This window comes from Pseudomonas sp. WS 5411 (assembly GCF_012985595.1).
GTDB lineage: Bacteria > Pseudomonadota > Gammaproteobacteria > Pseudomonadales > Pseudomonadaceae > Aquipseudomonas > Aquipseudomonas shahriarae.
Map to the genome: position 1 here is coordinate 38,791 of NZ_JAARMC010000024.1, position 22,800 is coordinate 61,590.

23 protein-coding genes, 1 tRNA gene and 2 pseudogenes are annotated in these 22,800 nt (G+C 58.4%); 15 read left to right on the forward strand and 11 right to left on the reverse strand.

The features are described 5' to 3' along the window. Window positions 1-3: 3 nt before the first annotated feature. The 3 genes from HBR93_RS22900 to HBR93_RS22910 all read left to right on the forward strand — a co-directional run bounded on the left by HBR93_RS22900 (window position 4) and on the right by HBR93_RS22910 (window position 2,714). Window positions 4-621 carry a LysE family transporter gene (locus HBR93_RS22900; protein ID WP_057445077.1) on the forward strand — a complete coding sequence of 206 codons (618 nt, stop codon included), beginning with the start codon at window positions 4-6 and terminating at the stop codon, window positions 619-621. 165 nt (window positions 622-786) lie between these two features. Beyond that, window positions 787-1,452 (forward strand): TIGR02466 family protein, encoded by a 666-nt coding sequence (locus HBR93_RS22905; RefSeq protein ID WP_057441982.1) that lies wholly within the window; start codon window positions 787-789, stop codon window positions 1,450-1,452. 161 nt (window positions 1,453-1,613) lie between these two features. Continuing rightward, entirely contained in the window at window positions 1,614-2,714 is a 1,101-nt protein-coding gene (locus tag HBR93_RS22910) for an alkene reductase (RefSeq protein ID WP_169961149.1), read from the forward strand. Between the two features lie 41 nt (window positions 2,715-2,755). On the opposite strand, the gene HBR93_RS22915 is transcribed toward HBR93_RS22910, so the two are convergent. Both HBR93_RS22915 and HBR93_RS22920 read right to left on the reverse strand, forming a co-directional pair. Next, entirely contained in the window at window positions 2,756-3,640 is an 885-nt protein-coding gene (locus tag HBR93_RS22915) for a LysR family transcriptional regulator (RefSeq protein ID WP_057441979.1), read from the reverse strand. A 95-nt stretch (window positions 3,641-3,735) separates the two neighbouring features. After that, window positions 3,736-4,800, reverse strand: a complete 1,065-nt coding sequence (locus HBR93_RS22920; protein ID WP_169961150.1) for an SDR family oxidoreductase — start codon at window positions 4,798-4,800, stop codon at window positions 3,736-3,738. A 73-nt stretch (window positions 4,801-4,873) separates the two neighbouring features. Between HBR93_RS22920 and HBR93_RS22925 the strand changes: the two genes are divergently transcribed. Next, complete coding sequence (locus HBR93_RS22925) at window positions 4,874-5,269, forward strand: MerR family transcriptional regulator (RefSeq protein WP_169961151.1); 396 nt, start codon at window positions 4,874-4,876, stop codon at window positions 5,267-5,269. A gap of 201 nt (window positions 5,270-5,470) precedes the next feature. Next, window positions 5,471-6,079: a LysE family translocator gene (locus HBR93_RS22930; protein ID WP_115128057.1), complete on the forward strand. Its 609-nt coding sequence runs from the start codon at window positions 5,471-5,473 to the stop codon at window positions 6,077-6,079. Between the two features lie 27 nt (window positions 6,080-6,106). On the opposite strand, the gene HBR93_RS27090 is transcribed toward HBR93_RS22930, so the two are convergent. Beyond that, entirely contained in the window at window positions 6,107-6,706 is a 600-nt protein-coding gene (locus HBR93_RS27090) for a hypothetical protein (protein ID WP_262377368.1), read from the reverse strand. Continuing rightward, window positions 6,693-6,836, reverse strand: a complete 144-nt coding sequence (locus HBR93_RS22940) for a hypothetical protein (protein WP_169961124.1) — start codon at window positions 6,834-6,836, stop codon at window positions 6,693-6,695. The genes HBR93_RS27090 and HBR93_RS22940 overlap by 14 nt, the downstream gene beginning before the upstream one ends. A 170-nt stretch (window positions 6,837-7,006) precedes the next feature. On the opposite strand from HBR93_RS22940, the gene HBR93_RS22945 reads away from it, so the two are divergent. Next, window positions 7,007-7,681, forward strand: a complete 675-nt coding sequence (locus HBR93_RS22945; RefSeq protein ID WP_057441969.1) for a response regulator transcription factor — start codon at window positions 7,007-7,009, stop codon at window positions 7,679-7,681. Beyond that, window positions 7,674-8,993, forward strand: coding sequence for a HAMP domain-containing sensor histidine kinase (locus HBR93_RS22950; protein ID WP_169961152.1), 1,320 nt, complete (start codon window positions 7,674-7,676; stop codon window positions 8,991-8,993). The genes HBR93_RS22945 and HBR93_RS22950 overlap by 8 nt, the downstream gene beginning before the upstream one ends. Before the next feature lie 306 nt (window positions 8,994-9,299). Here the strand turns inward: HBR93_RS22950 and HBR93_RS22955 are convergent, their stop codons facing one another. Further along, window positions 9,300-9,815, reverse strand: coding sequence for a hypothetical protein (locus HBR93_RS22955; protein WP_169961125.1), 516 nt, complete (start codon window positions 9,813-9,815; stop codon window positions 9,300-9,302). Window positions 9,816-9,938: 123 nt separating this feature from the next. Between HBR93_RS22955 and HBR93_RS22960 the strand changes: the two are divergent. Next, window positions 9,939-10,037: pseudogene (locus HBR93_RS22960) on the forward strand (DUF4113 domain-containing protein); the annotation flags it as partial. Between the two features lie 325 nt (window positions 10,038-10,362). Here the strand turns inward: HBR93_RS22960 and HBR93_RS22965 are convergent. Further along, on the reverse strand, window positions 10,363-10,704 hold the full coding sequence (locus tag HBR93_RS22965) for a hypothetical protein (RefSeq protein WP_057445079.1): 342 nt from the start codon (window positions 10,702-10,704) through the stop codon (window positions 10,363-10,365). Window positions 10,705-10,865: 161 nt separating this feature from the next. On the opposite strand from HBR93_RS22965, the pseudogene HBR93_RS22970 reads away from it, so the two are divergent. Together HBR93_RS22970 and HBR93_RS22975 are read left to right on the forward strand one after the other, a co-directional pair. After that, a pseudogene (locus HBR93_RS22970) lies at window positions 10,866-11,015 on the forward strand (phage holin family protein); the annotation flags it as partial. 126 nt (window positions 11,016-11,141) lie between these two features. Beyond that, window positions 11,142-12,515 (forward strand): transposase, encoded by a 1,374-nt coding sequence (locus tag HBR93_RS22975; RefSeq protein WP_169961153.1) that lies wholly within the window; start codon window positions 11,142-11,144, stop codon window positions 12,513-12,515. Window positions 12,516-12,800: 285 nt separating this feature from the next. Here the strand turns inward: HBR93_RS22975 and HBR93_RS22980 are convergent, their stop codons facing one another. Beyond that, window positions 12,801-13,430: a TetR/AcrR family transcriptional regulator gene (locus HBR93_RS22980; RefSeq protein WP_169961154.1), complete on the reverse strand. Its 630-nt coding sequence runs from the start codon at window positions 13,428-13,430 to the stop codon at window positions 12,801-12,803. A gap of 93 nt (window positions 13,431-13,523) precedes the next feature. On the opposite strand from HBR93_RS22980, the gene HBR93_RS22985 reads away from it, so the two are divergent. Next, complete coding sequence (locus HBR93_RS22985; protein ID WP_057959519.1) at window positions 13,524-14,174, forward strand: NAD(P)H-dependent oxidoreductase; 651 nt, start codon at window positions 13,524-13,526, stop codon at window positions 14,172-14,174. 180 nt (window positions 14,175-14,354) lie between these two features. Here the strand turns inward: HBR93_RS22985 and HBR93_RS22990 are convergent. From HBR93_RS22990 to HBR93_RS23000, 3 genes are all read right to left on the reverse strand, one after another. After that, window positions 14,355-14,441 (reverse strand) — tRNA-Leu (locus HBR93_RS22990). Window positions 14,442-14,803: 362 nt separating this feature from the next. Beyond that, window positions 14,804-15,415: a TetR/AcrR family transcriptional regulator gene (locus HBR93_RS22995; protein ID WP_169961155.1), complete on the reverse strand. Its 612-nt coding sequence runs from the start codon at window positions 15,413-15,415 to the stop codon at window positions 14,804-14,806. 15 nt (window positions 15,416-15,430) lie between these two features. Further along, window positions 15,431-16,651 (reverse strand): multidrug effflux MFS transporter, encoded by a 1,221-nt coding sequence (locus HBR93_RS23000; RefSeq protein WP_169961156.1) that lies wholly within the window; start codon window positions 16,649-16,651, stop codon window positions 15,431-15,433. Window positions 16,652-16,892: 241 nt separating this feature from the next. Between HBR93_RS23000 and HBR93_RS23005 the strand changes: the two genes are divergently transcribed. The 4 genes from HBR93_RS23005 (at window position 16,893) to HBR93_RS23020 (ending at window position 20,604) form a co-directional block, all read left to right on the forward strand. After that, window positions 16,893-18,107, forward strand: coding sequence for an EAL domain-containing response regulator (locus HBR93_RS23005; RefSeq protein ID WP_115128063.1), 1,215 nt, complete (start codon window positions 16,893-16,895; stop codon window positions 18,105-18,107). An 80-nt stretch (window positions 18,108-18,187) separates the two neighbouring features. Beyond that, window positions 18,188-18,667 carry a VOC family protein gene (locus HBR93_RS23010; RefSeq protein ID WP_169961157.1) on the forward strand — a complete coding sequence of 160 codons (480 nt, stop codon included), beginning with the start codon at window positions 18,188-18,190 and terminating at the stop codon, window positions 18,665-18,667. Window positions 18,668-18,721: 54 nt separating this feature from the next. After that, entirely contained in the window at window positions 18,722-19,285 is a 564-nt protein-coding gene (locus tag HBR93_RS23015; protein ID WP_169961158.1) for a nucleotidyltransferase family protein, read from the forward strand. Between the two features lie 191 nt (window positions 19,286-19,476). Beyond that, complete coding sequence (locus tag HBR93_RS23020) at window positions 19,477-20,604, forward strand: GGDEF domain-containing protein (RefSeq protein WP_169961159.1); 1,128 nt, start codon at window positions 19,477-19,479, stop codon at window positions 20,602-20,604. On the opposite strand, the gene HBR93_RS23025 is transcribed toward HBR93_RS23020, so the two are convergent. Then, the gene (locus tag HBR93_RS23025) at window positions 20,601-22,793 is read right to left on the reverse strand and encodes a response regulator (protein WP_169961160.1); all 2,193 of its coding nucleotides are present in this window, start codon (window positions 22,791-22,793) and stop codon (window positions 20,601-20,603) included. The genes HBR93_RS23020 and HBR93_RS23025 overlap by 4 nt on opposite strands. Window positions 22,794-22,800: the final 7 nt, after the last annotated feature.

Consider the following 22,800-nt stretch of genomic DNA (forward strand, 5'->3'; position numbering starts at 1 on the left):
AACATGGGCGAATGGATAGCAGTAATCACCATCACACTCCTTGCATGCATCAGTCCAGGGCCGGACTTCGCCATGGTGTCTCGTAACGGCTTGCTCCTGTCCCGGCGGGCAGGTGTGCTCACCGCTGTGGGAATCGGCCTGGGGGTGCTGGTTCATGTGGGCTACACGCTGCTCGGATTAGGGTTGGTGCTGCAACAGACTCCTTGGTTGTTCAATGCGTTGAAGCTGGCTGGAGCGGCATATCTGGTCTACTTGGGGATCAAGATGCTGCGTTCCCGGCCTGCGACTGAACAGCTGGACGCGCCACCTGCCGCGATGTCTGACCTGGAAGCGTTGCGTACCGGGTTTCTCACGAATGCGTTGAACCCCAAGACATCGATTTTTATCGTCAGTCTGTTTATGGGGGTCGTACGACCGGACACCGCGTTGACCGTGCAAATGGCCTATGGGCTATTTATCGCGGGGGCGCATGTGCTGTGGTTCAGCCTTATTGCGCTGTGCTTTTCCGCTGGGAGGGTGCGCGAAAAACTGATGGCTGCACGACAATGGATTGACCGGGCTTTTGGCGCCTTGCTGGTGAGCTTCGGGATACTGCTGGTAATCACTCAGTATTCAGCTTGAGTGTGTCGGTGGGGGTTTATATGGACTGAGGTTGAATTCGACTTTTCGGCAACTTGATAGGGTGTGGTTAACTAATGTCCAGTAAATTTTAACAAAGGTTTACAGCTGTTATTTAGTGGGTCGGGTAAAGTTTTTTGCAACTAGCGCAACTTGGTCAGCATCGTAATGCACTCCAGTAATAACCCGCTAAACCCTGAACTGATAAACATCAGACGGCTGTTTGCAACTCCCCTGGCCAGTCTCCAGTACCCCGATGCAGAAAAACTCAACGCAGAGCTGAAAACCCTGATCACTTGTCGCATGGCGGACGATCTGGGCGGCGCGCAGCGTAGTAATGACGGCGGCTGGCAGTCGGCGAGCGACTTCCCGGAATGGGGCGGGCAGGCCTGCGATGCGTTGGTCGGCTTTGCCACCGAGTTCGCCACTCAACTGACGGCGGTGCATAGCGAGCAGTACGGCTTAACTGAGCCGAGTTTTGCATGGAAACTCAATGCCTGGGCAAACGTTAACCAGGCAGGGCACAGCAATGCGTTGCATGGCCACCCGGGGGCATTCTGGTCGGGGGTTTATTGGGTGGATGCCGGCGGGCGAGAGGAAGATCCGGCTGTTGGCGGTGACCTTGAGTTTATCGACCCCCGCGGGATGGTTGCATCGACCTACAATCCTGCGCTGCGCATGAGGGTGGAAGATTGTGTTACTGCTGGCTTTAGTACGACTTATGCCGCTACCAGTGGAACATTCATTATGTTTCCGTCGTGGCTGATGCATTCCGTAAGACGTTTTGAAGGGGCGCGTCCGCGCATTTCTATTGCCTTTAATTTTGGCGCTTGAGTTGCCGACCGTCTTTTGATCATGCGGGCTTTGCGTCTGCCTACCATCGCATTATCCGGATTAGCCGGAATATGTTTCCCGAACTGAGTCGATTATCAAGAAATCCCCTCGCAGATACGCTGTGGTCATTGGCACCACCGACTATCTACGAGGAGACACCGATGTCCACACTCTTTACCCCAGGCGTTGTTGGTCAACTGAGCACGCCCAACCGTGTCGTCATGGCGCCCATGACTCGCTCGCGCAGCACCCAGCCTGGCGATGTGCCGAACGCTATGAACGCGGTGTACTACGCGCAGCGGGCGTCGGCTGCGTTCATTGTGACTGAAGCCACGCAGATCTCGCCCCAGGGCAAGGGTTATTCATTCACCCCAGGGATTTACAGTGACGAACAGGTCGCCGGCTGGCGCCTGGTGACCGATGCGGTGCATGCCGCTGGCGGACGAATTTTCCTGCAGTTGTGGCATGTAGGGCGCATGTCGCACCCCGACTTCCACAATGGCGAATTACCGGTCGCGCCGTCTGCAATTGCGTTTGATGGCAGCATCTGGAAAGTGGATGCCGCGTCGGGTGTCGGCAGTATGGCCCCGTGCCCGACACCACGGGCACTGGAGCGCGCCGAAATCCACGCCATCGTCGACGATTATCGTAAGGCTGCGCGTAATGCCATGACGGCAGGTTTCGACGGTGTCGAAGTGCATGGGGCCAACGGCTACCTGATCGACCAGTTCCTGCGCACCACGTCGAACACGCGTACGGATGAATACGGCGGATCGCGCGAGAACCGTCTGCGCTTTCTCAGGGAAGTCATGGATGCGGTAATTGAAGAAGTGGGGGCCGATCGCACAGCGATCCGGGTTGCGCCGTTTCTTACGGCGCGTGGCATGGCTTGCCCGGACATTCTGCCGACGTTGCTGGAAGCGACCCGCTATTTGCAGGGCAAAAATATTGCGTATCTGCACCTGGTCGAAGCGGACTGGGATGATGCCCCCAAGTTTCCCGAAGACTTCCGCCAAGCCGTGCGCGAGCGCTTTCGTAATGCGATTGTGGTGGCCGGTAAGTACGACCTGGAGCTTGCTGAGTGGGTCCTGGAAAAAGGCTATGCAGACTTTATCGCCTTCGGACGCAAGTTTGTGGCCAACCCGGATCTGCCACTGCGGCTGGAGAAGGGTTACCCGTTAGCCGGTCTGGAAGGCGCTGAGTTGTTTGGCGGTACCGAACGTGGCTACTCGGACTTTGCCGCCTGGGCTCAGCAGGGCTGAAAGCGGTAGGTCAGATCCAAAAAAATCTCCTTGGGGCGCGCTCAGGTCGCCAGCTTCAAGGAGATTTCGTCCATCAGCAGTTTGACCCGGCGCGGCATCGCGTGGCCGGAAGGGTAGACAATCTGCAAGTCCACGCCCGGCAGGGAGTAGGTCTCCAGCACCTCGACCAGTCGGCCGGCGTCCAAGTCATCACGCACATCGATGTAGGACTTGATACAGATGCCGTGGCCGGCCAGGCACCACTGGCGCACCTGATCGCCATCATTGGCAATACGCCTGCCCGACACCAGCACCTTGAACGTACGGCCAGCGGCGCGGAACTGCCATTCACGGTGGATGCTGCTGCCAAAGCGCATCAGGATGCACTGTTGCTGCGCCAGGTCCGATGGGTGTTGGGGCGTGCCGTGGGCCTTGAGATAGGCGGGGGATGCACACACGACCCTACGGCCCTCGCTGAGTTTTCTGACGCGCAGGGTGCTGTCGGACAGGGCGCCATATCGAATGGCGAAATCAATCCCTTGCCCCGCGAGATCCAGGTAGCCATCGGTCAGGTTCAGGTCGAGGCTGACATTGGGATGCTCCTGCAGAAAATCATCGAGGATGGGCACGATGCGGTTGCGGCCCAGGTCGACGGGGGCGCTCAGGCGTATCAGCCCCGAGATTCGTTCGGTGCCCAATTTGATAGTGCTCTCGATGTCTTCAGCTTCTGCGAGCAGGCGCCGGGCGCCCTCCATCAGCATCCGCCCTTCGTCCGTCAGGCTGATTGAGCGGGTCGTACGGGTCAGTAGGGTCGCGCCGTAGTGCCTTTCCAAAGCCCCGAGCCGCTCCGACACAGACGTGGGCGAAAGCCCGACCTCGCGGCCTGCCGCCGACAATCCGCCTTTCTCGACAATCAACAAAAACAGCGCGAGGTTCTCGAAGAGCATTATCCGGATTTCCCTGAATATGATTGTGCTTTGGGCTGGATTCTACGCCAGCAATCAACAGTGCTCATGTCATTTGTTGGGGGGCAAAACCTCCTTCAGTTCAGAAGTCCATGCCTGACGAATCGCGCAGTTTTCTCCAGCGTTAATGCCAAATCAGCATGCTTGAGCTGATATCGGCTTTCCAGCTTGCGGCTATGAGTCATGTCGAATCGCTCGGTGCGGATGAAGTTCAGGGATTCCGGGCTAGTGCCAAAGTGCGTAGCCACGCCCGGTATTTTCAGCAGCCATCTGAGTGGGCCCAGTGGTAGGTGGCGGCGGGGAGTCTGCACTTCCAGGGTGTGGGCGATGTGTGTGACCAGTCCTTGCAGATTGGGGCTGAGCTCGTCCAGTGCCAGGGCCTGCTGATTTGCCATTGCCGGGTCGAATGCCGCCGCGACCATCAACGCCACCAGGTAATCGACACTGACCAATGGCAGCCAGTGGCGGGTTGATCCAGGAATCGCCGTCAACTTGCCCGTCGCCAGGTTGCGAATCAGCTCTGCTACCGGCTGACCAGCCAGGATATGCCCGCTCTCGCTATGCCCGCAGACCGTTGCCGGGTGCACGATGGTGTAGTCGGCCCGTTGCGCCTGCATGTAGCGAATGACCGCAAAATGCGCCTCCAGCTTACTTGCCTCGTACCCACCCACACGCCTGTACACGGCGGGCCAATCGGTGTGTTCGGGGCATTGCTGATCAATGCCAATGCTGGTCAAGTGCGCGGTGTTTTGCAGCATGTAGCCACCCACCATCAGCAGCCGACTGTGCTGGCTTGCCGATAACCGGGCAACCTCCAGAGCACCTTTGACGTTGACCGCACGGGCTTGCTCAATAGACAGGCCCCAGGCGAACTGGGCGGCGACGTGGAATACCACGCGGGCTGAGGCAATACGCTGGCGGTCAGTCGCGCTCAGCCCCAGGTTCGGGTGATTGAGGTCGCCTTGAATGGCCTGAATGCGCGAGGGTTCTCCCCCCAGTTGGCGCACCTGCTCCCTGAGCGTTTCAAGGTTTGCGGCGTGGCGCATCAGCACCCAGGCCTCGTGCCCTGTAGCGCTCAGGTGGGCCAGCAAATGCTGCCCGATAAATCCGCTGCCGCCGGTGACAAAACATTGAGTACTCATGGCGCATTCCTTGGTTGGATAAGGTGCGCAGGCTAAACTGTGGAGCTACCTCTACAGTCAAGGAAAATTTACCGTGAAAGTCGCAGAGCTTGAGCGTAGGAGCGGCCTTGGGCGCCATACCTTGCGGTATTACGAGGCGCTGGGGCTGATCACCGTGCAGCGGGGAGCCAATAACTACCGCGTTTACAGTGAGCAGACGGCACTGGACCTGGCGTTTATTCAGATGGCGCAGAAGATGGGGTTTTCCCTGGCTGAAGTCGGCGAAATCCTCGAAGCCAAGCGGCAAAGTACGATTGACTGTGCCCAGGGCGCTGCGTTGGTGGCCGACAAAATGGCTGAGATTCAACTCAAGATCGGTCATCTCAAAACGTTGCATGGCTTTCTTGACGCCGAGCGTCTGCGGCTTGAGGCCAGTGCCATCGCGCTGGGGCAGACCGTTACCTATCGTCAGGTGCCAATGTCGGTTTAAGCGTCAGTCCTTTCGCATCTGCGGTCGAGCTTCGGCGAAGCTGCAGTTGTGCGGGTGTGCAGCCGCCATCGCAGCCTCGCCGGGCTCGACAGCTCCCACCCTTGATGAATTGTATCTCTCGATCTGGGCCTAGCTGTACGGGGCGAGGCGCGGCAGAACCCTCTACTGTCAGGGCGACAATAATTCGCCGGATGACGCACCATGTTCATGTCCACCAGCTTGCTATCGGCCTTCGCGCTGTTTGCCTTCGTGTCTTCGATCACCCCTGGCCCCAATAACACCATGCTGTTGGCGTCGGGGGTGAACTTCGGTTTTCGCCGCTCGATTCCCCATGCCCTGGGGATCAGCGTGGGCTTTATGTTGTTGGTGATTTCGGTCGGCCTGGGCCTGGGGGAGGTGTTCAAGGCGTTGCCATGGGCGTACACCGCGTTGCGCTATATCGGGGCGGCGTACTTGTTGTACCTGGCGTGGAAGATAGCGACCTCCAGCGCAATGTCGGACGACATCGACGGCAAGCGCAAACCCATGACCTTTCTCGCCGCTGCGGTGTTCCAGTGGGTCAACCCCAAGGCCTGGGTCATGGCATTGGGCGCGATCACCACCTATACGCCGGCTGAAGGCTACTTCACTAACGTGCTGGTCATCGCCGTGGTGTTTGCCGTGGTCAACCTGCCGAGTGTGTGCGTGTGGGCGGGGTGTGGCACCGGCTTGCGCAATGTCCTGCGTGAGCCCCGCTGGTTGAAGCTGTTCAACAGGTCGATGGCGGGGCTGTTGGTGCTGTCGTTGTACCCGATGTTTTTTGCCGGCTAAAGAGTCCAGGCCTTTACGGGCCGGGGCTCAGACCGGTGAGATCGTGGCCAGCAGGCCAATGCCAACGGTCAGTGCCAGAAACCCTAAAAGAAAAAATGCCATCTTAGCCATGGGGCCTCCAAAAGGAAGAAGGGCGGCCGGAGAGTTCCTGCCGATGAGCCATTGTCCGGGTTGTGCACTGTTCGGTACAGATGCAGGTGTTAAAGAAAAAAGCATATCAGATGTGCCTGGCAGGCTGGCGTGCCGGGGTTTCGGCTGGGGCCTGGAGGTGCTGATCAGACTGTTGGAGGTCATTCTGCGCAGGCCTTCAACGGCAGGCAGGATGTATTTGAGCCATTGCTCGCGGGGTGTGCCTGGTACGTCCTGTGGCTGATCAGTGCTCGTCGATTCAAGGTCATCGGCGGGGTAGCAGTCATCACTGCTGCGCCTGCCGTCGGGGTACACAATAAACCCCCCACGCCCGTTGCCACATTGGTGCAGATACACCGGCGACAGTTCTCGCTGCTTATCAATGCGCGCATTCAAATGAACGATGTAGCTACCCATCGCAATCGACACACCCACAATCAGCCCCAGGCATATCAGCACCTGCCAGCTGTAACTGGCGCCTACGTTATCGGAACGCACTGGCGACACAGCACGCAGCTGCCTGCTCGAGATGCCCGCCCACCAGAAACCGGCTGCCGCCTCCCAGGTTGACCAATTGCCCGCGAGACGGCAGGACGCTGGCCATCAGGCCGAATAGAATCAAAGCCAACAGGACTCTTTTAACCATCGAGTAAAGGTTCATGACGGTGATGAGCTCGGGATAGGAAGAGCCCCAGCTTAGAGAGTGCCGGGTTAACGCGAGGTAAACATCCACGGGAAATGCCGGACTTCCGTTATCCTTCAACCCTCTGCGCAACACCTGTCCGAGGGGACTTTTCCGTGCATATTCACCTGCTGCTGGTCGAGGACAACCTTGACCTGGCCACGACCATCATCGAGTACCTGGAAATCAGCGGCATGGTCTGCGACCACGTCACTAACGGCCAGGCCGGCCTTAACCTGGCACTCGACCAGCATTACGACGTGATTCTCCTGGACATCATGTTGCCGCGCCTGGACGGCCAGCAAGTGTGCGAACGGCTACGCCAGCAAGGCAGCCAGACGCCGATCCTGATGCTCACTTCACTGGACGCGCTCCCTGACAAACTCGCCAGCTTTGCGGCGGGGGCCGACGACTATCTGGTCAAACCCTTCGAGCTGGCCGAACTGGTCGCCAGGATTCGCGCCCTGAGCGTGCGCCGCAGTGGCCAGACCAGCCGCCTGCAGGTGGACGATCTAGTCATGGAGCTGACCACCCGCAAAGTCAGCCGCGCCGGGCAGGAGCTGCATTTGTCACCCATTTGCTGGACCCTGCTGGAGTACCTGATGCGCGCCAGCCCTGAACTCGTGCCCCGGGAGCGCCTGGAAACCACGATCTGGGGCGATGAACCACCGGACAGCAACACGCTTAAAGTCCACATGCACCGGCTGCGCAAGGCGGTAGACAAACCCTTTGACCGGCCGCTGATCCACACCCTGCCTGGGGTCGGTGTTCAGGTGAAGCCCCATGCGTAACCGCCTGAGTCTGAAGTGGGTGATCAGTGGCAGCTTCCTGTTCCTGATTGCTGTGGTGTTACTGATCTACAGCCAACTGCTGCCGGTATACACCGTGCGTGGCCTGCTCTACACCGCCAGTGCGATGATGGAAGAAGAGGCTCAGTATTTCGTCAGGCATTACAAGAAGGATCCGACCACGCCACCGCCGCGCAACTACTTCTTCGAGGCCGTCATCGGCAAGGAAGCCTTGCCAGCGAGCGTGCGCCAACTGCTCGAGGCTCCGCCGAGCATGTCCTTCGGTGCCGTTCAGGTCTTCGGTGATACAGACTCCGATGATGACGATGCTGAGATCCGGGCAGTCCTCACCCAGCCCCTGGGTGACGGCAAGACCCTTTACATGTATGACATTGACCATGATCACGAGGAGGGCGGTGAGGTCGAGACGCCGCTGTCCGATGCCTACTTTGATCAGGTACTGCAGGGCGTCGTGTTTGTCAGCCTGGCGGTGTTCGTGCCGGCGCTGATCATCATCGCCCTGTTGGTCTGGTGGCTGGTGCGGCCGCTCGGACGCCTGGCCCAATGGTCCAGTACCCTGAACAACCCGGATGCCCGGGCCGGCGAGCGCCCGGATTTCAGCTTCAAGGAGTTTAATACCCTGGCCGATGCCCTGGCCCAGAGTGTTGAGCAAGTACAAGCCGCCAGCCAGCGTGAAGGCCGCCTGTTGCGCTACACCAGCCATGAACTGCGAACCCCATTGGCGGTGCTCAAGGCCAATATAGAACTGTTGACCCTGCAGGCCGGCGGTGTCTTGCCATCTTCCCTGCAGCGCATTGAGCGCTCGGTGTTGAACATGCAACTTATCGCCGAGACCTTGCTGTGGATGAGCCGCGAACGCCCCGAACCATTGCCTGAGGAAGATACAGACCTGAGCGCGTTGGTCGGCGAGCTGATTGACAAACATCGCTACCTGATCGGCAATCGGGATATCGAGCTGCTTGTCGACATCCACAGCGAACCCTGCCGATTACCCCCCACCGCGTGCCGCATCGTGATCGGTAACTTCCTGCGCAACGCCCTGCAATACGCGGAAGAGGGCCAGGTAGAAATCAGCTTCAACTACCCGCGCCTGGTAATTGCCAATCACATCAGGGAGGCCAAGCCGAGGGAGGAATCCAGCGATTATGGTTACGGCCTGGGGCTGCAGTTGATGCGTCAGTTATGTGCAAAATTGGGCTGGCAGATTGATGTAATTCTTGAGCAGCAGCGTTTTACCGTCGCTCTGGAGTTCACCAGCTTGCAGGGTGTTGGGGTGCCGGGGGGAAGAGGGTGAACAGTATTGGGTCGACAGGTGGCGTTTTGCGCAAACTGATTGTTGTACCCATGCTCGGTTTTTCGTGCAGTTTTCCTGTCATTGCGGGTGATGGCAGGCCGGTCAAAGTCTCGGCCTTTGGAGCTGCGTTTCATCTGCAACCTGAACCTGCAGAGCAAGGCTGATGCCTGGTCGCTGCTGCGTGACATCTCGGCGATCTACCGGGGCATGACTGACTGGGCCCAGGGTCAGGTGTTCACCCTGTCGGATAGGGGAGGGGATAGTTTACAGCTCCCTAAAATATGAACCCTCTGCCTAAGAACACCATTAAATTTTTGTGCCTATTATGACTATGCCGTTATGAGTACTGGTTTTGTAAACGCTTACCTGTCCAGTATTGTCGATAACGTTTGATCGGCATATTTTGATTTCTTTATTTAGTTCTGGCTCGAAGAATTCAATCCCGCTACAGCTTCTTCTGCCGCCTGAGGTTTTTTTATAGGCGGTCGTGTAGCTGCTTTGAGTTCCAGTGGAAAGGTAGATTGAAAGTGAAAATGGAATGACCAATATAAGCATGCATACTATAAGTGCGGCTATTGGAGTGCAGATAATGATTTTTATGTTTTTGAGAGTGTTGCCTGGTGTGATGTTTGCTTTAAAGAGTAACATGCCCAGCGAAGTGCTGATTGCTAGTACTGATGAGGCGATAAGGTAGCTTTGTTGTAGATCTGGCTTGAAGAAGGTTCTGGAGTAAATATGGCTATGCCATGTAACAAGCAAGGAAGCAGAGAGCAGCGTTCCAAAAATCAAAGGCACCAAATAACGATACGAGTTCTTGTTCAAATTTGCTCCTTTGTCTTTATCTTGAGGTCGCCGATTATAGGCAATATCAACGCCTACGACCAAGGATTGATCGCGCTGCGGGCGTGCCAGGCGTATGTCAGGGCTTCAGAACCGGCCCTTTGTTCGGTGCCGGCGAATCCTGACGGAGCGATGCGGCGGGAGCTTATGAGTCAGAGCTATACGACAAGACTTGATCAGCTTTGGTCGGTGTCTTGTAGGTAGTTGAAGGTACCCGACGATCAGTAATTGCCTGCCAGTCAGTAACTGTTACCTATGTGCGTGAACTGATTTGTAACCCATGTGGGTGAGTCATACCGACTGGGAGCCTTTTGTGCAGCTCTGCTTCGATGCCTGCTATGACATTGACGCCAAGGCATTACGCCCAATTGGTGGGATAACTTACAAGATGAATGAGGCCGCTTGAATTCCCGCACGGCTAAGAACATTATTTCCCCATAGTTAATATTTTGCCTACGGCGAGTTTGATAGAGGTCCGACCACATAGTCGGGTTTTTTATTTGCGAAATTATTTTGCGAAGCAAATTAATCAGGGATGACTATTTTTGCATTGATCCGAAGCCATGATTTTTTTTGCTCGATCAATCTGAGCAGGCATTGGCAACTCCGGATTTCCTGTTATTTCTATTCGTGCTTTTTCTGCGAGATCTTTAATTTCTTCGTAGTTCATATCTAGGCCATGGTCCTTCTGATATTGAGCAACCGCCTGCCCGGTTTTGATCCCCACTTCACCAGGGGCGCCGCCGGCCACAGTCTCTGTTGCCATAACGCAACGGACGACCTGATAAATCTGATCTTTCTTCGTGTCACACGCTGTTAAGAGAAGACAGCTCATAGCGATCAGTATTGGGTAGTGTTTTCTAAATTGCATATTTCGCCTCTCATTTTGCAGCTCATTAGATCGTGTACCAGGTTCCCCTGGGGGACATATCCGTTTAACGCAGCCGATCGTAACACGTGGCCATATGCTCTTCTCCGAGCCTGAACTTTATCAGCGACTTACCTTTAATCAGCGCAGCTACGACGCCCAACATGCCAGACAAACCAGACACCTGGCTCATCGTGCTTGCATGGCTGAGTCAGCATTCGCCAACGCTTTATGCTGCCGGGCTATCTGCCTTGATGGCTGGTATCAGGATCATCTATGGCGGCGGTAATCGAGGCCGCCGCTCTTTGGAAGGGCATTCTGCACCATGGTGACTAGGAGTTATGTTGAGTGTTCGCTTCTGGCCGATTCTGTTGAAAAAGTAGCTCCCCTGGCTGGCCTCCGGCAAAATCTCCGCATTGGCCAGCAGGGAAGCACGCAACATGATGGGACAGTTATCGAGTGGGCAGGAGCGACTGTTTTACTCGTTCAACCTTGAAGATCACATCCCAGCCACTCACCTTCTACGCAACATTGATCGGTGTCTTGATCTGAGCGACCTGCGCCATTACCTCGCCGATTTCTATAGCCCGATTGGGCGTCCGTCGATTGATCCTGAACTGATGATCCGCATGCTGATCGTCGGCTACTGCTATGGCATCCGCTCCGAACGGCGGTTGTGCGAAGAGGCCCATTTGAACCTGGCGTATCGCTGGTTCTGCCGATTGAGCCTTGAAGATGAAGTCCCCAACCACTCGACCTTTTCCAAAAATCGACACGGCCGCTTTCGGGACAGTGATCTGTTTCGCTGGTTGTTCAATGAAGTGCTGCGTCGCTGCATGGACGCTGGTCTGGTCAAGGGCGAAGGTTTTGCCGTGGACGCCAGCATTATCAAAGCGGATGCGAGTCGGCAGCGCGGCGCACCGGGTGGTGAACCGGTCAACTGGAGCGATCCGGTTCTGAGGACCCGCGCCGTGCGTGAGTACCTTGAGGCACTTGATGAAGAGGCTTTGGCCGAAACGCTGCCGAAGCGCCTGTCGCTGACTGATCCTCAAGCCCGCTGGACCGCTGCTCCAGGAGGCCCAGCTTTCTACGCTTACTCCACGAATTATCTGATCGATACAGAGCACGGCGTGATCATGGATGTGGAACCCACACCGGCTCATCGAACCGCAGAAGTCGAGAGCACCAAGACGATGATCGAACGGGTCGAAGCGCAGTTCGACATCAAGCCGGAGCGCCTCATTGGCGATACTGCTTACGGTACAGCGCCGATGCTGGCCTGGATGGTGGAGGAAAAAGACATCGAGCCGCATGTGCCGGTGTGGGACAAAACCGAGCGCAAGAACGACAGTTTTTCGAGCAACGATTTCCACTGGAATGAAGAGGCTGAGGAATACCGCTGCCCGGCCGGCAACCCATTGCGCAGCGAATGGCGAGCCTTCAAGAATGAGCGTTCACACGTCACCAAAGCCAACACCATTATCTTCCGATCCCGGCAGACCGACTGCGCTACGTGTCCGATGAAAGCCAAGTGCTGCCCGAACACCGCGTTCCGCAAGATCGCTCGCAGCGTCCATGAAGCCGCTCGCGATGTGGCTCGGCGCATTGCAGCAACGCCGGTATATCAGCGCTCTCGCCACGAACGTAAAAAGGTCGAAATGTTGTTTGCCCACCTCAAGCGCATCCTGAAATTGGATCGCCTGCGGCTACGTGGCATGAGTGGCGCGACGGATGAATTCACGCTGGCCGCTGCGGTGCAGAACCTGCGACGGCTGGCCAAATTTTCATCTCAAGGGCCACCAGTCACGGGATAGGTGCGCCTGCACCAAGCAAAAAACCTCAAATTAACCCAATAACAGAGCAGCAAAGGTCACCGAAGGGCCGAAAAACCACTCAATGTGGTGAGTAGGTTCTCCGGTGGTGGTCGTGCCTGAGTTCAGGCGATCTGAAAATCCGACTTTTTCAACAGAATCGGCCGGTTCCTGTCTTTCGCGACCGGCTACAATCGACCCTTTTCGGACGTCCGGTGCAACGTCCGATAGATTCGTGTTTGGCCCTCCGATTCACTAAACGCTCAGCTCACCGCTCTCGTCGACACTTTACGTGCCACCGCGCGCGCTTCTGTCGACCATTGCGATGATCGTTTCGAAGAGTTCGTCCTGCGCCTGCTCGGGTGTGATTTCTCCGGTTGCGGCGGCATGGGATAGGGCCTCGGCCGCACCGAGCATCGCCCGAAGACTCGCGGGCGCGATAGAACCCTCTCTGGTAAATGGGGAGAGGGCCATCCGGCACTTGTTCATGAAGATCGCTTCGTATTCGCGCTTGATCTTTTCGAGCTCTGGTGAGCTGGCCAACGCCGCGATCACACCGGGTATCTCGTTGCCCTGGAGAAGCACGCAGTCGACGTAAGACGATGCAATGACCGTCGCAGTTTCCAGCAAGGTGGGTTCGCTCGTCTGAAGCGCGGCGTCCATGAGTGCGGTCTGGCGAGCATCGAACTCCTGATAGAGCGCCGCCAGCAACCCGGGCCGCGTGCTGAAATGATCGTAAACCACGGGTTTTGTCACGCCAGCTTGTTCGGCGAGCCGTCCAAGCGTCAAGGCTTCCGTGCCTTCCTCCCGGACTAGCCGCCAGGCGACGTCCAGCAACTGTCGTTGCCTTTCTTCCCTTGACATGCGCCGACGCGGCTGCGGTCTGGAATCATGCTCTCTTGTCTCGATGCTTGACATGGCTATATACCAAAAGTAACTTACTGTGCGTAACTTACCAATAGTATATAGGGTTCGCCCTTTCGCCCTCAATCACTAGCAGGAGTTTTCGACATGCACGCGCTTATCGTTGTTGCCCATCACGATCCCCAGTCCCTCACCCATAGCCTCGCTTCGCAAATCGCCGAAGGCGTATCCCTGGCAGATCCCGGCAACTCCTTCGAAATCGCGGACCTCTCGGCGCAAGCGTTCGATCCGAGGTTCACTGCGGCTGATCTCGCTGTCCATCACAGGGAGGAACCGCCTCCCGCTGATGTTGCCGCCGAGCAGGCGCGGATCGATCGCGCCGATGCCCTTGTGCTGGTCTATCCCATCTACTGGTGGTCGATGCCAGCGCTTCTCAAGGGATGGATCGATCGCGTGTTCGCCAATGGCTGGGCGTTTGATTACAGTTCGGATGCCAAGCTGGTGAAGAAGCTTCGTCACCTGCGCGTTCATCTTGTCGGTGTCGGCGGTGCCGATGGGGGAACCTATGAGCGGCACGGTTATGCCGACGCCATGAAGACGCAGATTGACCATGGGATCTTCGACTATTGCGGCGCATGCGTAGTGACGTCCGAACTCCTACTCGAGTCAGAAATGCAGGATCCGAAGGTTCATATGGACACTGCACGAGCTCTCGGTCGCGAACTTTTCACTGTATCTAAGCGATGCAGCAATAACGGAACCAGTCACAACGGGACAGATTTATTTTCCATGACCTGAACTCCCGCTTCTGGCCGAACGCGGCCATACGACAAGCACCACGAATCGTGGGCAATTTGGTAGTTCGTGTTCGGTCGGCAGGACGCCGAGGGAGGGATAATTGCGGAGCAGAGTCTAAAATTGCGGAGCAGAAAAGATAAAGGCCTGCATGAAGTTCATCATACAAGCCCTTGATATCTATGGTGCCCGAACCCGGAATCGAACCGGGACGCCCTTACGAGCGGGGGATTTTAAGTCCCATGCGTCTACCAGTTTCGCCATTCGGGCGGCAGCGCGATGAAGCTGCTCAAGGGGGCGTTGTCGAACAAAGCGCTTGAGCGGTGCAGCAGGCTAGGGAATATATAGATCCAGGCACCTTGGCGCAAGTTTGCATGCGCTCTTTTTCTGTTGGAATGCGTGCGCCAGCTTTGAAAAAAAGCCCGCCATATCAGTGATCTACATTTTCCTGGGGGGCATTCGACTCGGCGGCGCATCACCACGGTGGACACTCTACCGGCCTTGTAGCCGCCGTTTAACGCATAGCATCGTGCGATCACCTATGTTTAGAACATTCGATTCGGGAAGTGGCCTGGGCGTCATTCCGATGAGAACCAAAACGGAACTTGAATCTGCCGAGGCCGTTCAGGTATTTACCCCCGTAACCGAAGAATAATCTCATCGTAACCCACCGCCCGCGACAACCGTTGCAGGGCCTCCAGGCGGCGTGCGTAGGCCCGCGCATCACCGTAGGTCAGTTCTACATGCAGGCTGTCGATCATCACCAGGTAAGCCTCTGCCAACACTTGCATGGCCTGTTCGTCTACGTCCGGATAGGCCTTAAGCAGCGCCTGTTGGAAATGGCCGCGGATCGTCGCCATGTAGTCATTGAACCCGGACATGACCACGTCCCTCAGCGGCGTCGGCGGGTAGAACGCGGCCCGTAACAAGAACCGCAGGGATTGATTGGCGCTGTGGCGGCGTTGCAGGTTGTTGATATAGACCTCGCCGGGGGCCTTGATCGACCGCGAGTTCCTGGCAAATTGGCTTTGCACGTAGTCGAGTTCGGCCTGTAGGGCGAGTTCGAGTGCGACCACGTAGAGCGCGTCCTTGCTCGCAAAGTGCGCGTATAGCGAAGCCTTCTTGATGCCTGCGCGAACGGCGATGTCATTCAGTGAGGCGGCGTCGTAACCATGCTCGGCAAATTGCTCCAGCGCCAGTTGCGCGATGCGTTCGGCGGCCGAGGTCAGGATGGTGGATGTCATGGTGGTGCTCCTTGATCAGTGCCCGGTCAGGTCATAGGTTTGCCCTGCACCCCGGGGGAGGCTGATGGTGGTCAGCAGGCAAGTCAGCAACGCGCTGGCCAGCAGCAACGCGGCCCAAGCTACTGGTCCATAGGTCAGCGCCAAGGCCGAGAGCGGCGTCGCACTGGCGGAGATCGACAGTTGAAATGCCCCCAACAGTGCGGCGGTGGAGCCCAGCGCGCGTTTTTGCGAGGACATTACCAGCGACATCAGTGTGGACTCCGCGATACCCAGGCCAAACAGGGCAACGGCCATGCCCGCCACTATACCGGGCAGGCCCAGGAGGGTAACGCTGGAAACCAGGGCGATTGCCGAGCCACCCGCCATGCACGACACGCCAATCAAGGAAAGACGGTTCAAGCCAAGGCGGCTGACCAGTTTCCCGGCGCTCATGGCCCCGATCAGGATGGCCACGCCCGTGACGCCGAACAGCATGCCAAACGCTTGCGGGCTCAGGCCATAGGTTTGCTGATACACCAGGGTTGCACCGCCGATGTAGGCAAACAGAAAGAAGAACACCGCGGCCACGGCGAGGGTCGGGCGCAGGAAGTGCGGGTCCCTGGCGATGGTCAGGTAAGTCCGGCACGCCGCCCCCAGGCGCAGCGGTTCCCGTTGGCTGGGGGCCAGGGTTTCCGGCAGCGACAGCCAACTGTTGCCGAGCACGGCCAGGCCAAACCCAGCGAGGACCAGCATCACCGCGCGCCATCCGTAATGGGTGTCGATAATCCCACCCAGTGCCGGGGCGAAGATGGGCGCAACCCCTTCGATGGTCATCAGCAACGCAAAGAGCTTGGTTGCGGCCACGCCTTCGCTGACATCCCGGACCATGCTCATGATCACCACCAGCGTCAGGGCGCTGCCAAGCCCCTGGACGAAGCGCAGAGCGATCAATGTCTCAAGGGTCGGTGCCCACGCCGCGCCTAATGAGCACAGGGTAAACAACAGCAGGCCGGCCAGCAGGGGGCGGCGTCGGCCATAGGCATCGACGATGGGCCCGAAGATCAACTGGCCTGCACCCATGGCCAGGAGGAAGAACGTCAAGGTCAACTGCACGCTGGCGAAGCTGCTCTGATACTCGCGGGCAATCTGCGGGAGGCTCGATAAGTACATATCGACAGCCGACGGGCCGAGGGCGCCGATCAGTCCCAGACCAATAGCCAGCCTCAGGGGAACCCTGTGGGTGGGTTGGGCATTCATAAAAACTCCACAATAATGACTGCCTACCGGTCGGTAGGTTTGGAGAATGATAACCACCGCTCTCTGAACCGTCAACGCGGGGTTGCCAAGCCAGCTCCCGCCGTTGAGCTGCGGCGTTATGGTCGTTTGGCGTCAGCGACCAAACCAGGAGATTTTCGTTTTCCATTTAAGACTTTTCCTAAATACGCCGGTAGGAAGCGAGACGAGAATGGCCGTACTTTCATGTCATCTGTGATTTGTCATGTCCTTTCTACCAATTCGTGTTCTGGTCGTTGAAGAGCACCCCTTCAAGCAGCTCGTTGCCACTCAGGTCTTCAAGGACTCGGGGTGTGAGTGGGTGATGGGCGTGGCCGACGTGGCCGCGGCCCTGGAGCTGCTCGACCGCACAGGGCCGGTGGATATCGTGCTGTGCACCCTTAAGGAGGAAGGACTGCAAGGGCTGACGACCCTCGAAGCACTCAGCCGCACCCGGTGGGTCAGGTCCATGATCATCTGCAGTAGCCATGCCCAGGATCTGCATGACGCCATCGAACGGATGCTCGGCCTGCTGGGCGTAAGTTTCCTGGGATATGTCGATGCTCCGGTGCGAGCGGCGGCGATTGCGGCGCTGTTGACCCGATACCTGGAAACCACGGTCGCTAACGGGCATCCCGTCTCTCGGCAGGCGCGCCATACCCGCGCGAGCAAAGCACGTTTGGAGCACGCCATTGCACGGGATGAGCTCAAGTCTTTCTTCCAGCCCAAGTTCAATCTGATGACCGGTAAAAGCGACAGTCTTGAAGTGCTGGCGCGCTGGGAACACCCTCAGTTTGGCGTGTTACCCCCGGCTGATTTCCTCGCCCAGGCAGGGCGTTTCGGTTTGATGGATGAACTGTTTTTCAGCCTGCTGGAACAGGCGTTGGCGTTCCTGCAGACAGCTCAGGAGCAGGGGCATGTGCTCTCTCTGGCGTTTAATCTGGAGGCCGGGCAACTGGCTTGTAAGTCCTTGCTCCCGCGTCTGTGCGCAGCGCTGGAGCGTTACGCCATCCCGCCTTCGCGCCTGACCTTCGAGATCACTGAAAGCGGATTACTGGAGGTCTCGCCCGGGGTGCTGCAAACCTTGATTCGCTTGCGGATGATGGGCGCCGGCCTGTCCATTGATGATTTTGGTATCGGCTATTCGTCGTTGGAGCGTCTGTGCCAACTGCCTTTTACCGAAATCAAACTCGATGCCCGTTTCGCCCGCGACCTTGAAACCAGCAGCCGTAACCGTGCAGTGATCAGCAGCACCCTGGCATTGGCTCAAGCGCTGGATATGGCGGTGGTGGTCGAGGGCGTCGAGCACGAAAGCCAGCGCCAGGGCTTGCTCAAGCTCGGTTGCGAGCTGGGCCAGGGCTACCTCTGCGCGCGGCCCATGAGTGCCACGCGTGCGCTGGCCTGGCTGGGCATGAAGTCGGTGTCGTGCGGTACGCTCTGATTGCTCGTCACTGGGCCTGCGACGCCCGCTCCGGGCGTGGCTAGACTGTAGCGGTCAATGGCCTTTTTTGGAGTATCCAGATGACCCACAAAAACACCATCTGCCTCTGGTTCGACGGCGCCGCCCTGGACGCTGCCAGGTTCTATGCCGCGACATTCCCGGACAGCAGCGTAGAGGCCGTACATACAGCCCCGGGTGACTATCCGGCGGGTAAGCAGGGCGATGTCCTGACCGTGGAATTCACCGTCATGGGCATCCCGTGCCTGGGCCTCAATGGTGGGCCGGGTATCCAGCACAACCAGGCATTTTCATTCCAGGTCGCCACTGACGACCAAGCCGAGACGGATCGCCTGTGGCAGGCGATTGTCGGCAATGGTGGCGAGGAGGTTGCGTGCGGTTGGTGCCGGGACAAGTGGGGGCTTTCCTGGCAAATCACCCCGCGGGTGCTCACAGCGGCGATCACCGACCCCGATCCGGCCGCAGCCAAGCGTGCGTTTGAGGCGATGATGGGCATGGTGAAAATCGACATCGCGGCCATCGAGGCGGCGCTCAAGGGGTAACGAAACCCTGGTATAACCTTTGCCCTCAACACGAGCAATGGCAACAGACTGCACATGAGACTGACGACCCAGAGGCTGGTTGAGTTGGCGATGACCAACCCCATCAATGCTGAAATGACCGCGCGCCTGCCAGCCCTTGGCCTGGATCAATGCCTGCTGACGGCCGGTTGCCTGTTCCAGGCGGTGTGGAATCATCAGGCCGGTTTGAGCGCCGATTGGGGCGTGAAGGATTACGACGTGTTCTACTTCGATCCCGATCTGTCCTGGGAAGCCGAGAATACGGTGATTGAGCGCGCCGCCGAACTTTTCCGCGACCTGCATGCGAACATTGAAGTGAAGAACCAGGCGCGTGTGCACCTCTGGTACCCGCAGCGGTTCGGCATGCCTTATCCCCAGTTGCACTCGGCCATGGATGGGGTGGATCGCTATTTGGTGGCGGGCACCTGCATCGCCTTGGCCGTAGACACGGGCGAAATTTATGCACCTTTCGGTTTGGCCGACATCGAACAGGGAATACTCCGGCTCAACCCCATCACCCCGCAGCCGGATCTGTTTCAGCAGAAGGCCAGAAGCTATCAGGCCCGCTGGCCGTGGCTCAGGATTGAAAACCCGCAGTAGCTGTGGACGCCGGGCGACGTGGCGTTGCAGCTCACAGTCATATCGCCATTGCCAGCAAGCTGGCTCCTACAGAGGCGCGATGGCTTTAACATGGGCGTTTACGCGGTATCTACAGCGGATTTCGCTGTTCTGGATACTGGCAGGGTGCCACAATGCCATTTTGTCGCGGCACTACTGATCAGGCGAATCAAATGAATGGCCTTGGGCGTGAGCAGGACCAGGATTTTTTCATCGAAGCGCAGGTGCGGACTGATTGCCTGCATCAGTTGTTTCGCCAATCCTTTTCTGCGGTTTTCGGCAGCTATCTGGCCGCCGGCATGTTGTGCTGGTTGTGTTGGGACCGCCTTGATCGCGACCTGATGATCGGCTGGCTGATCTTGCTGTCCGGCTCGTCGCTCCTGCGCTTTTTGATGTTTTTCCAGTATTTTCGCAGCCCCAGAAGTGAGCGCACGCCGCGCCGCTGGGAGCTCCATTATTGGATTACGCTGGTGCTTTCTGCGGGGATCTGGGGCGCCGGTGCCCTTGCCATAATGCCCACCGATGACCGCTTGACCCAGGCGCTGGTCATCCTCTTTACCGTGGGGATGTCCGTCAGCGCGGTGTCGTGTTACTCGGCCTACCGCTACATGACCATGGTGTCCATGGCCCTGGTGCTGTTGCCGTGCACCCTGTGGTTGCTGTTTCAACCTTCCAAGATGCAAATGGGCATGGCTATCGCAGTGCTGGTGTTCTCATCCTTTGTCGTAGGCGCCTCGCGGAAATTGTCCGAGGCCCTGGAGAAGGCCTTTCGCCTGACCCGCGAAATAGAGCGGGCCCACAGTATTTCCACGCGCGCCGCCGAGACCGACGAACTCACCGGGCTGATGAACCGCCGGGCGTTTTTCGAAAAGGCCCAGGTGCTGTATGACCAATGCAAACGCACTCGCCAGCCCCTGTGTGCGCTGATGCTGGACATGGATCACTTCAAGGCCATCAACGACACCTACGGCCACCAGACGGGTGACCGGGTGTTGCAGCAGATTGGCCAGGTGATCAGCGCCTCCTTTCGCCAGACGGATATCTATGGCCGCCTGGGGGGCGAGGAGTTTGCGGTGTTGTTGCCCGACACCACGCTTGAGGTAGCACGGGACATCGGCGAACAACTGATCCGCGCCATTGCCGGTTTGACCATTGACCCGGTGCAGGTGTTGAGTGCGAGCCTGGGGGTGGCCTCGACGCATGCCGTGGGCGACGACTTGCAGCACTTGATGAACACGGCCGACAAAGCCCTGTACCGCGCCAAGGCCTTGGGGCGCAACCAGGTGGTGGTCGCGTCCTAGGCTTCAGTCCTTGCCATAGCCTTGGCCAGCACCCGTGAGACCTGGTCGGCGGAGTAGGGTTTGGCGAGAAACTCAAAGCCGTCATAACCGGACTTGGCCAGTTCCTCGCTGTAGCCGGAGGTGAGGATCACCGGCAGATCGGGCCGGCGCCGGCGCAACTCCCGGGCCAGCGCCACGCCGCCGATGCCGGGCATCACCACGTCGGAGAACACCCCATCGAATGCCCGGGCATCCGGGCCGATCATTTCCAGGGCTTCTTCGGCATGGGTGGCCCACACCGTCTGGTAGCCCAGGTCCTGCAGAATCTGGTTGGCGAAGCGGCCCACTTCGAGGTTGTCCTCCACGATCAAGATGCGCCGTCGCCCGGCGTCCGGGGCCAGTTCAAGCGGCGTCTCGACCACGTTGTCGAGGATCGTCTCCGGCTCCACCTGCGGCAGGTACAGGGTAAACACGGTGCCCTGGCCGAGCACACTGGCGACATCGACATTGCCTCCCGACTGCTTGGCGAACCCGAATACCTGCGACAGCCCAAGCCCGGTGCCTTTACCGACTTCCTTGGTGGTGAAGAACGGTTCGAAGATGCGTTCAAAGGTACTCGAGGCAATCCCGCTGCCGGTGTCCGCCAGGGAGATCGCGACGAAGGGTTTGCCGGAGCCGCCATGCCCGCGAATGCATGGCAACGGCTGGTCCCGGTCCAGGCGTAACACCAGCGTACCCTGGCCATTCATCGCATCCCGCGCATTGAGGGCGATGTTGATCAGCGCGGTTTCAAACTGGCTGGAATCCGCGCAGATGTAACACGCCTGTTCCGGCAATTGGACGCGGACGTGGATCCGCGCACCGGTGAGCGTCTCCAGCATGTCGCCGATGTTTTGCACGCGCTGGCCCACATTGAACACTTGTGGGTTCAGCGGCTGGCGCCGGGCGAAGGCGAGCAATTGACTGGTCAGCTTGCTGGCGCGTTCTACGGTATCGGTCACCGCACTCATGTATCGCTCGCGGCGCTCTTCGGGCAGGTTGGGCATGCGCAGGAAGTCCACCGACGAGCGGATGATTGTCAGCAGGTTGTTGAAGTCGTGGGCAACGCCGCCGGTCAACTGGCCAATGGCTTCGAGCTTCTGCGACTGGCGCAACGCCGCTTCAGTCTGGTTGAGCAGGGTGGTGCGCTCCATGACCCGTTGCTCCAGGGTCGCATTCAAATCGGCCAGCGCCGACAGGCCCTCACGCACAATGGCATCGGCCCGCACCCGTTCGATATGGGCCCAGGAGCGCTCCGTGACCTCACCCAGCAGCGCCAGGTCGTAGGAAGACCAGCGCCGCGGGACGCGGTCGTGAATGGCCATCAGCGCGGTCAGGCGCCCGGACTTGATCAGCGGCATGCAAATCGTTGCCGTCACGCCAATGGCCTGGAAGGTCGCGGCCTCCTCGGGCGTCAGTTCCGTCAGGTTGTCATTGATGATCAATGGCTCGCCGGCCTGCAGGCGCTCGACCGCCAATTGGCCGAAGTCCGTCAGGCGATAATGCCCGACGATGCTGGGCGAGCCTTCTGCGGCCCAGTTGCCGCGGATGGTAAAACCGTCTTCGTCGGCCTCCATGTCGGCATAGGCACAGTTGGACAGGTTCAGGTGGGTCGCCAGCACCCGCGTGGTGGCCGCCATGATCGCCGCCGGATCGGTGGCGTTGGCCACACCGAGGCTGATGGCATCCAGCACGGCCAGGCGGCGCGTCATAAACACCGTATTGGTGGTCTCGGTCACGGTGTCGAGCATCCCCACCACCTTGCCTGTGGAGTCGCGGATCGGGCTATAGCAGAACGTGAAATAAGCCTGTTCCGGCGCCGCGCCACGCTCGACGATCAGTGGGAAGTCTTCGATAAACGTTGCCTGGCCGTCGAATGCAGCATCGGCGATCGGGCGGATCTGGCTCCAGGCTTCCTGCCAGATCGTGCTGAAGGGTTGACCCAGGGCCTCTGGTTTGTTGCCCAGCACCGGAATGAACGCGTCGTTATACAGCGTGATCAATTCGGGCCCCCACACCACCGCCTGGGGGAAACGGGAAGCAAGGCTCAGGGACACCGTGGTCTTGAGCACGTCCGGCCATTGCTCCATTGGCCCCAGGGGCGAGTTGGCCCAGTCATGGCGGCGAACCCGTTCGGCCATCTCACCGCCGCCTTGCAGCCAGTCTGTCATCGACTCA

Coding starts and splice junctions, on each gene's coding strand:
- HBR93_RS22930 (WP_115128057.1), top strand. CDS start 5,471: ATGTTCATGTCCACCAGCTTGCTATCGGCCTTCGCGCTGTTTGCCTTC.
- HBR93_RS22980 (WP_169961154.1), bottom strand. CDS start 13,430: ATGTCAAGCATCGAGACAAGAGAGCATGATTCCAGACCGCAGCCGCGT.
- HBR93_RS22985 (WP_057959519.1), top strand. CDS start 13,524: ATGCACGCGCTTATCGTTGTTGCCCATCACGATCCCCAGTCCCTCACC.
- HBR93_RS22910 (WP_169961149.1), top strand. CDS start 1,614: ATGTCCACACTCTTTACCCCAGGCGTTGTTGGTCAACTGAGCACGCCC.
- HBR93_RS23025 (WP_169961160.1), bottom strand. CDS start 22,793: ATGACAGACTGGCTGCAAGGCGGCGGTGAGATGGCCGAACGGGTTCGC.
- HBR93_RS23005 (WP_115128063.1), top strand. CDS start 16,893: ATGTCCTTTCTACCAATTCGTGTTCTGGTCGTTGAAGAGCACCCCTTC.
- HBR93_RS22915 (WP_057441979.1), bottom strand. CDS start 3,640: ATGCTCTTCGAGAACCTCGCGCTGTTTTTGTTGATTGTCGAGAAAGGC.
- HBR93_RS23015 (WP_169961158.1), top strand. CDS start 18,722: ATGAGACTGACGACCCAGAGGCTGGTTGAGTTGGCGATGACCAACCCC.
- HBR93_RS22900 (WP_057445077.1), top strand. CDS start 4: ATGGGCGAATGGATAGCAGTAATCACCATCACACTCCTTGCATGCATC.
- HBR93_RS23020 (WP_169961159.1), top strand. CDS start 19,477: ATGAATGGCCTTGGGCGTGAGCAGGACCAGGATTTTTTCATCGAAGCG.
- HBR93_RS22965 (WP_057445079.1), bottom strand. CDS start 10,704: ATGCAATTTAGAAAACACTACCCAATACTGATCGCTATGAGCTGTCTT.
- HBR93_RS22995 (WP_169961155.1), bottom strand. CDS start 15,415: ATGACATCCACCATCCTGACCTCGGCCGCCGAACGCATCGCGCAACTG.
- HBR93_RS22905 (WP_057441982.1), top strand. CDS start 787: ATGCACTCCAGTAATAACCCGCTAAACCCTGAACTGATAAACATCAGA.
- HBR93_RS22975 (WP_169961153.1), top strand. CDS start 11,142: ATGATGGGACAGTTATCGAGTGGGCAGGAGCGACTGTTTTACTCGTTC.
- HBR93_RS23000 (WP_169961156.1), bottom strand. CDS start 16,651: ATGAATGCCCAACCCACCCACAGGGTTCCCCTGAGGCTGGCTATTGGT.
- HBR93_RS22920 (WP_169961150.1), bottom strand. CDS start 4,800: ATGAGTACTCAATGTTTTGTCACCGGCGGCAGCGGATTTATCGGGCAG.
- HBR93_RS23010 (WP_169961157.1), top strand. CDS start 18,188: ATGACCCACAAAAACACCATCTGCCTCTGGTTCGACGGCGCCGCCCTG.
- HBR93_RS22950 (WP_169961152.1), top strand. CDS start 7,674: ATGCGTAACCGCCTGAGTCTGAAGTGGGTGATCAGTGGCAGCTTCCTG.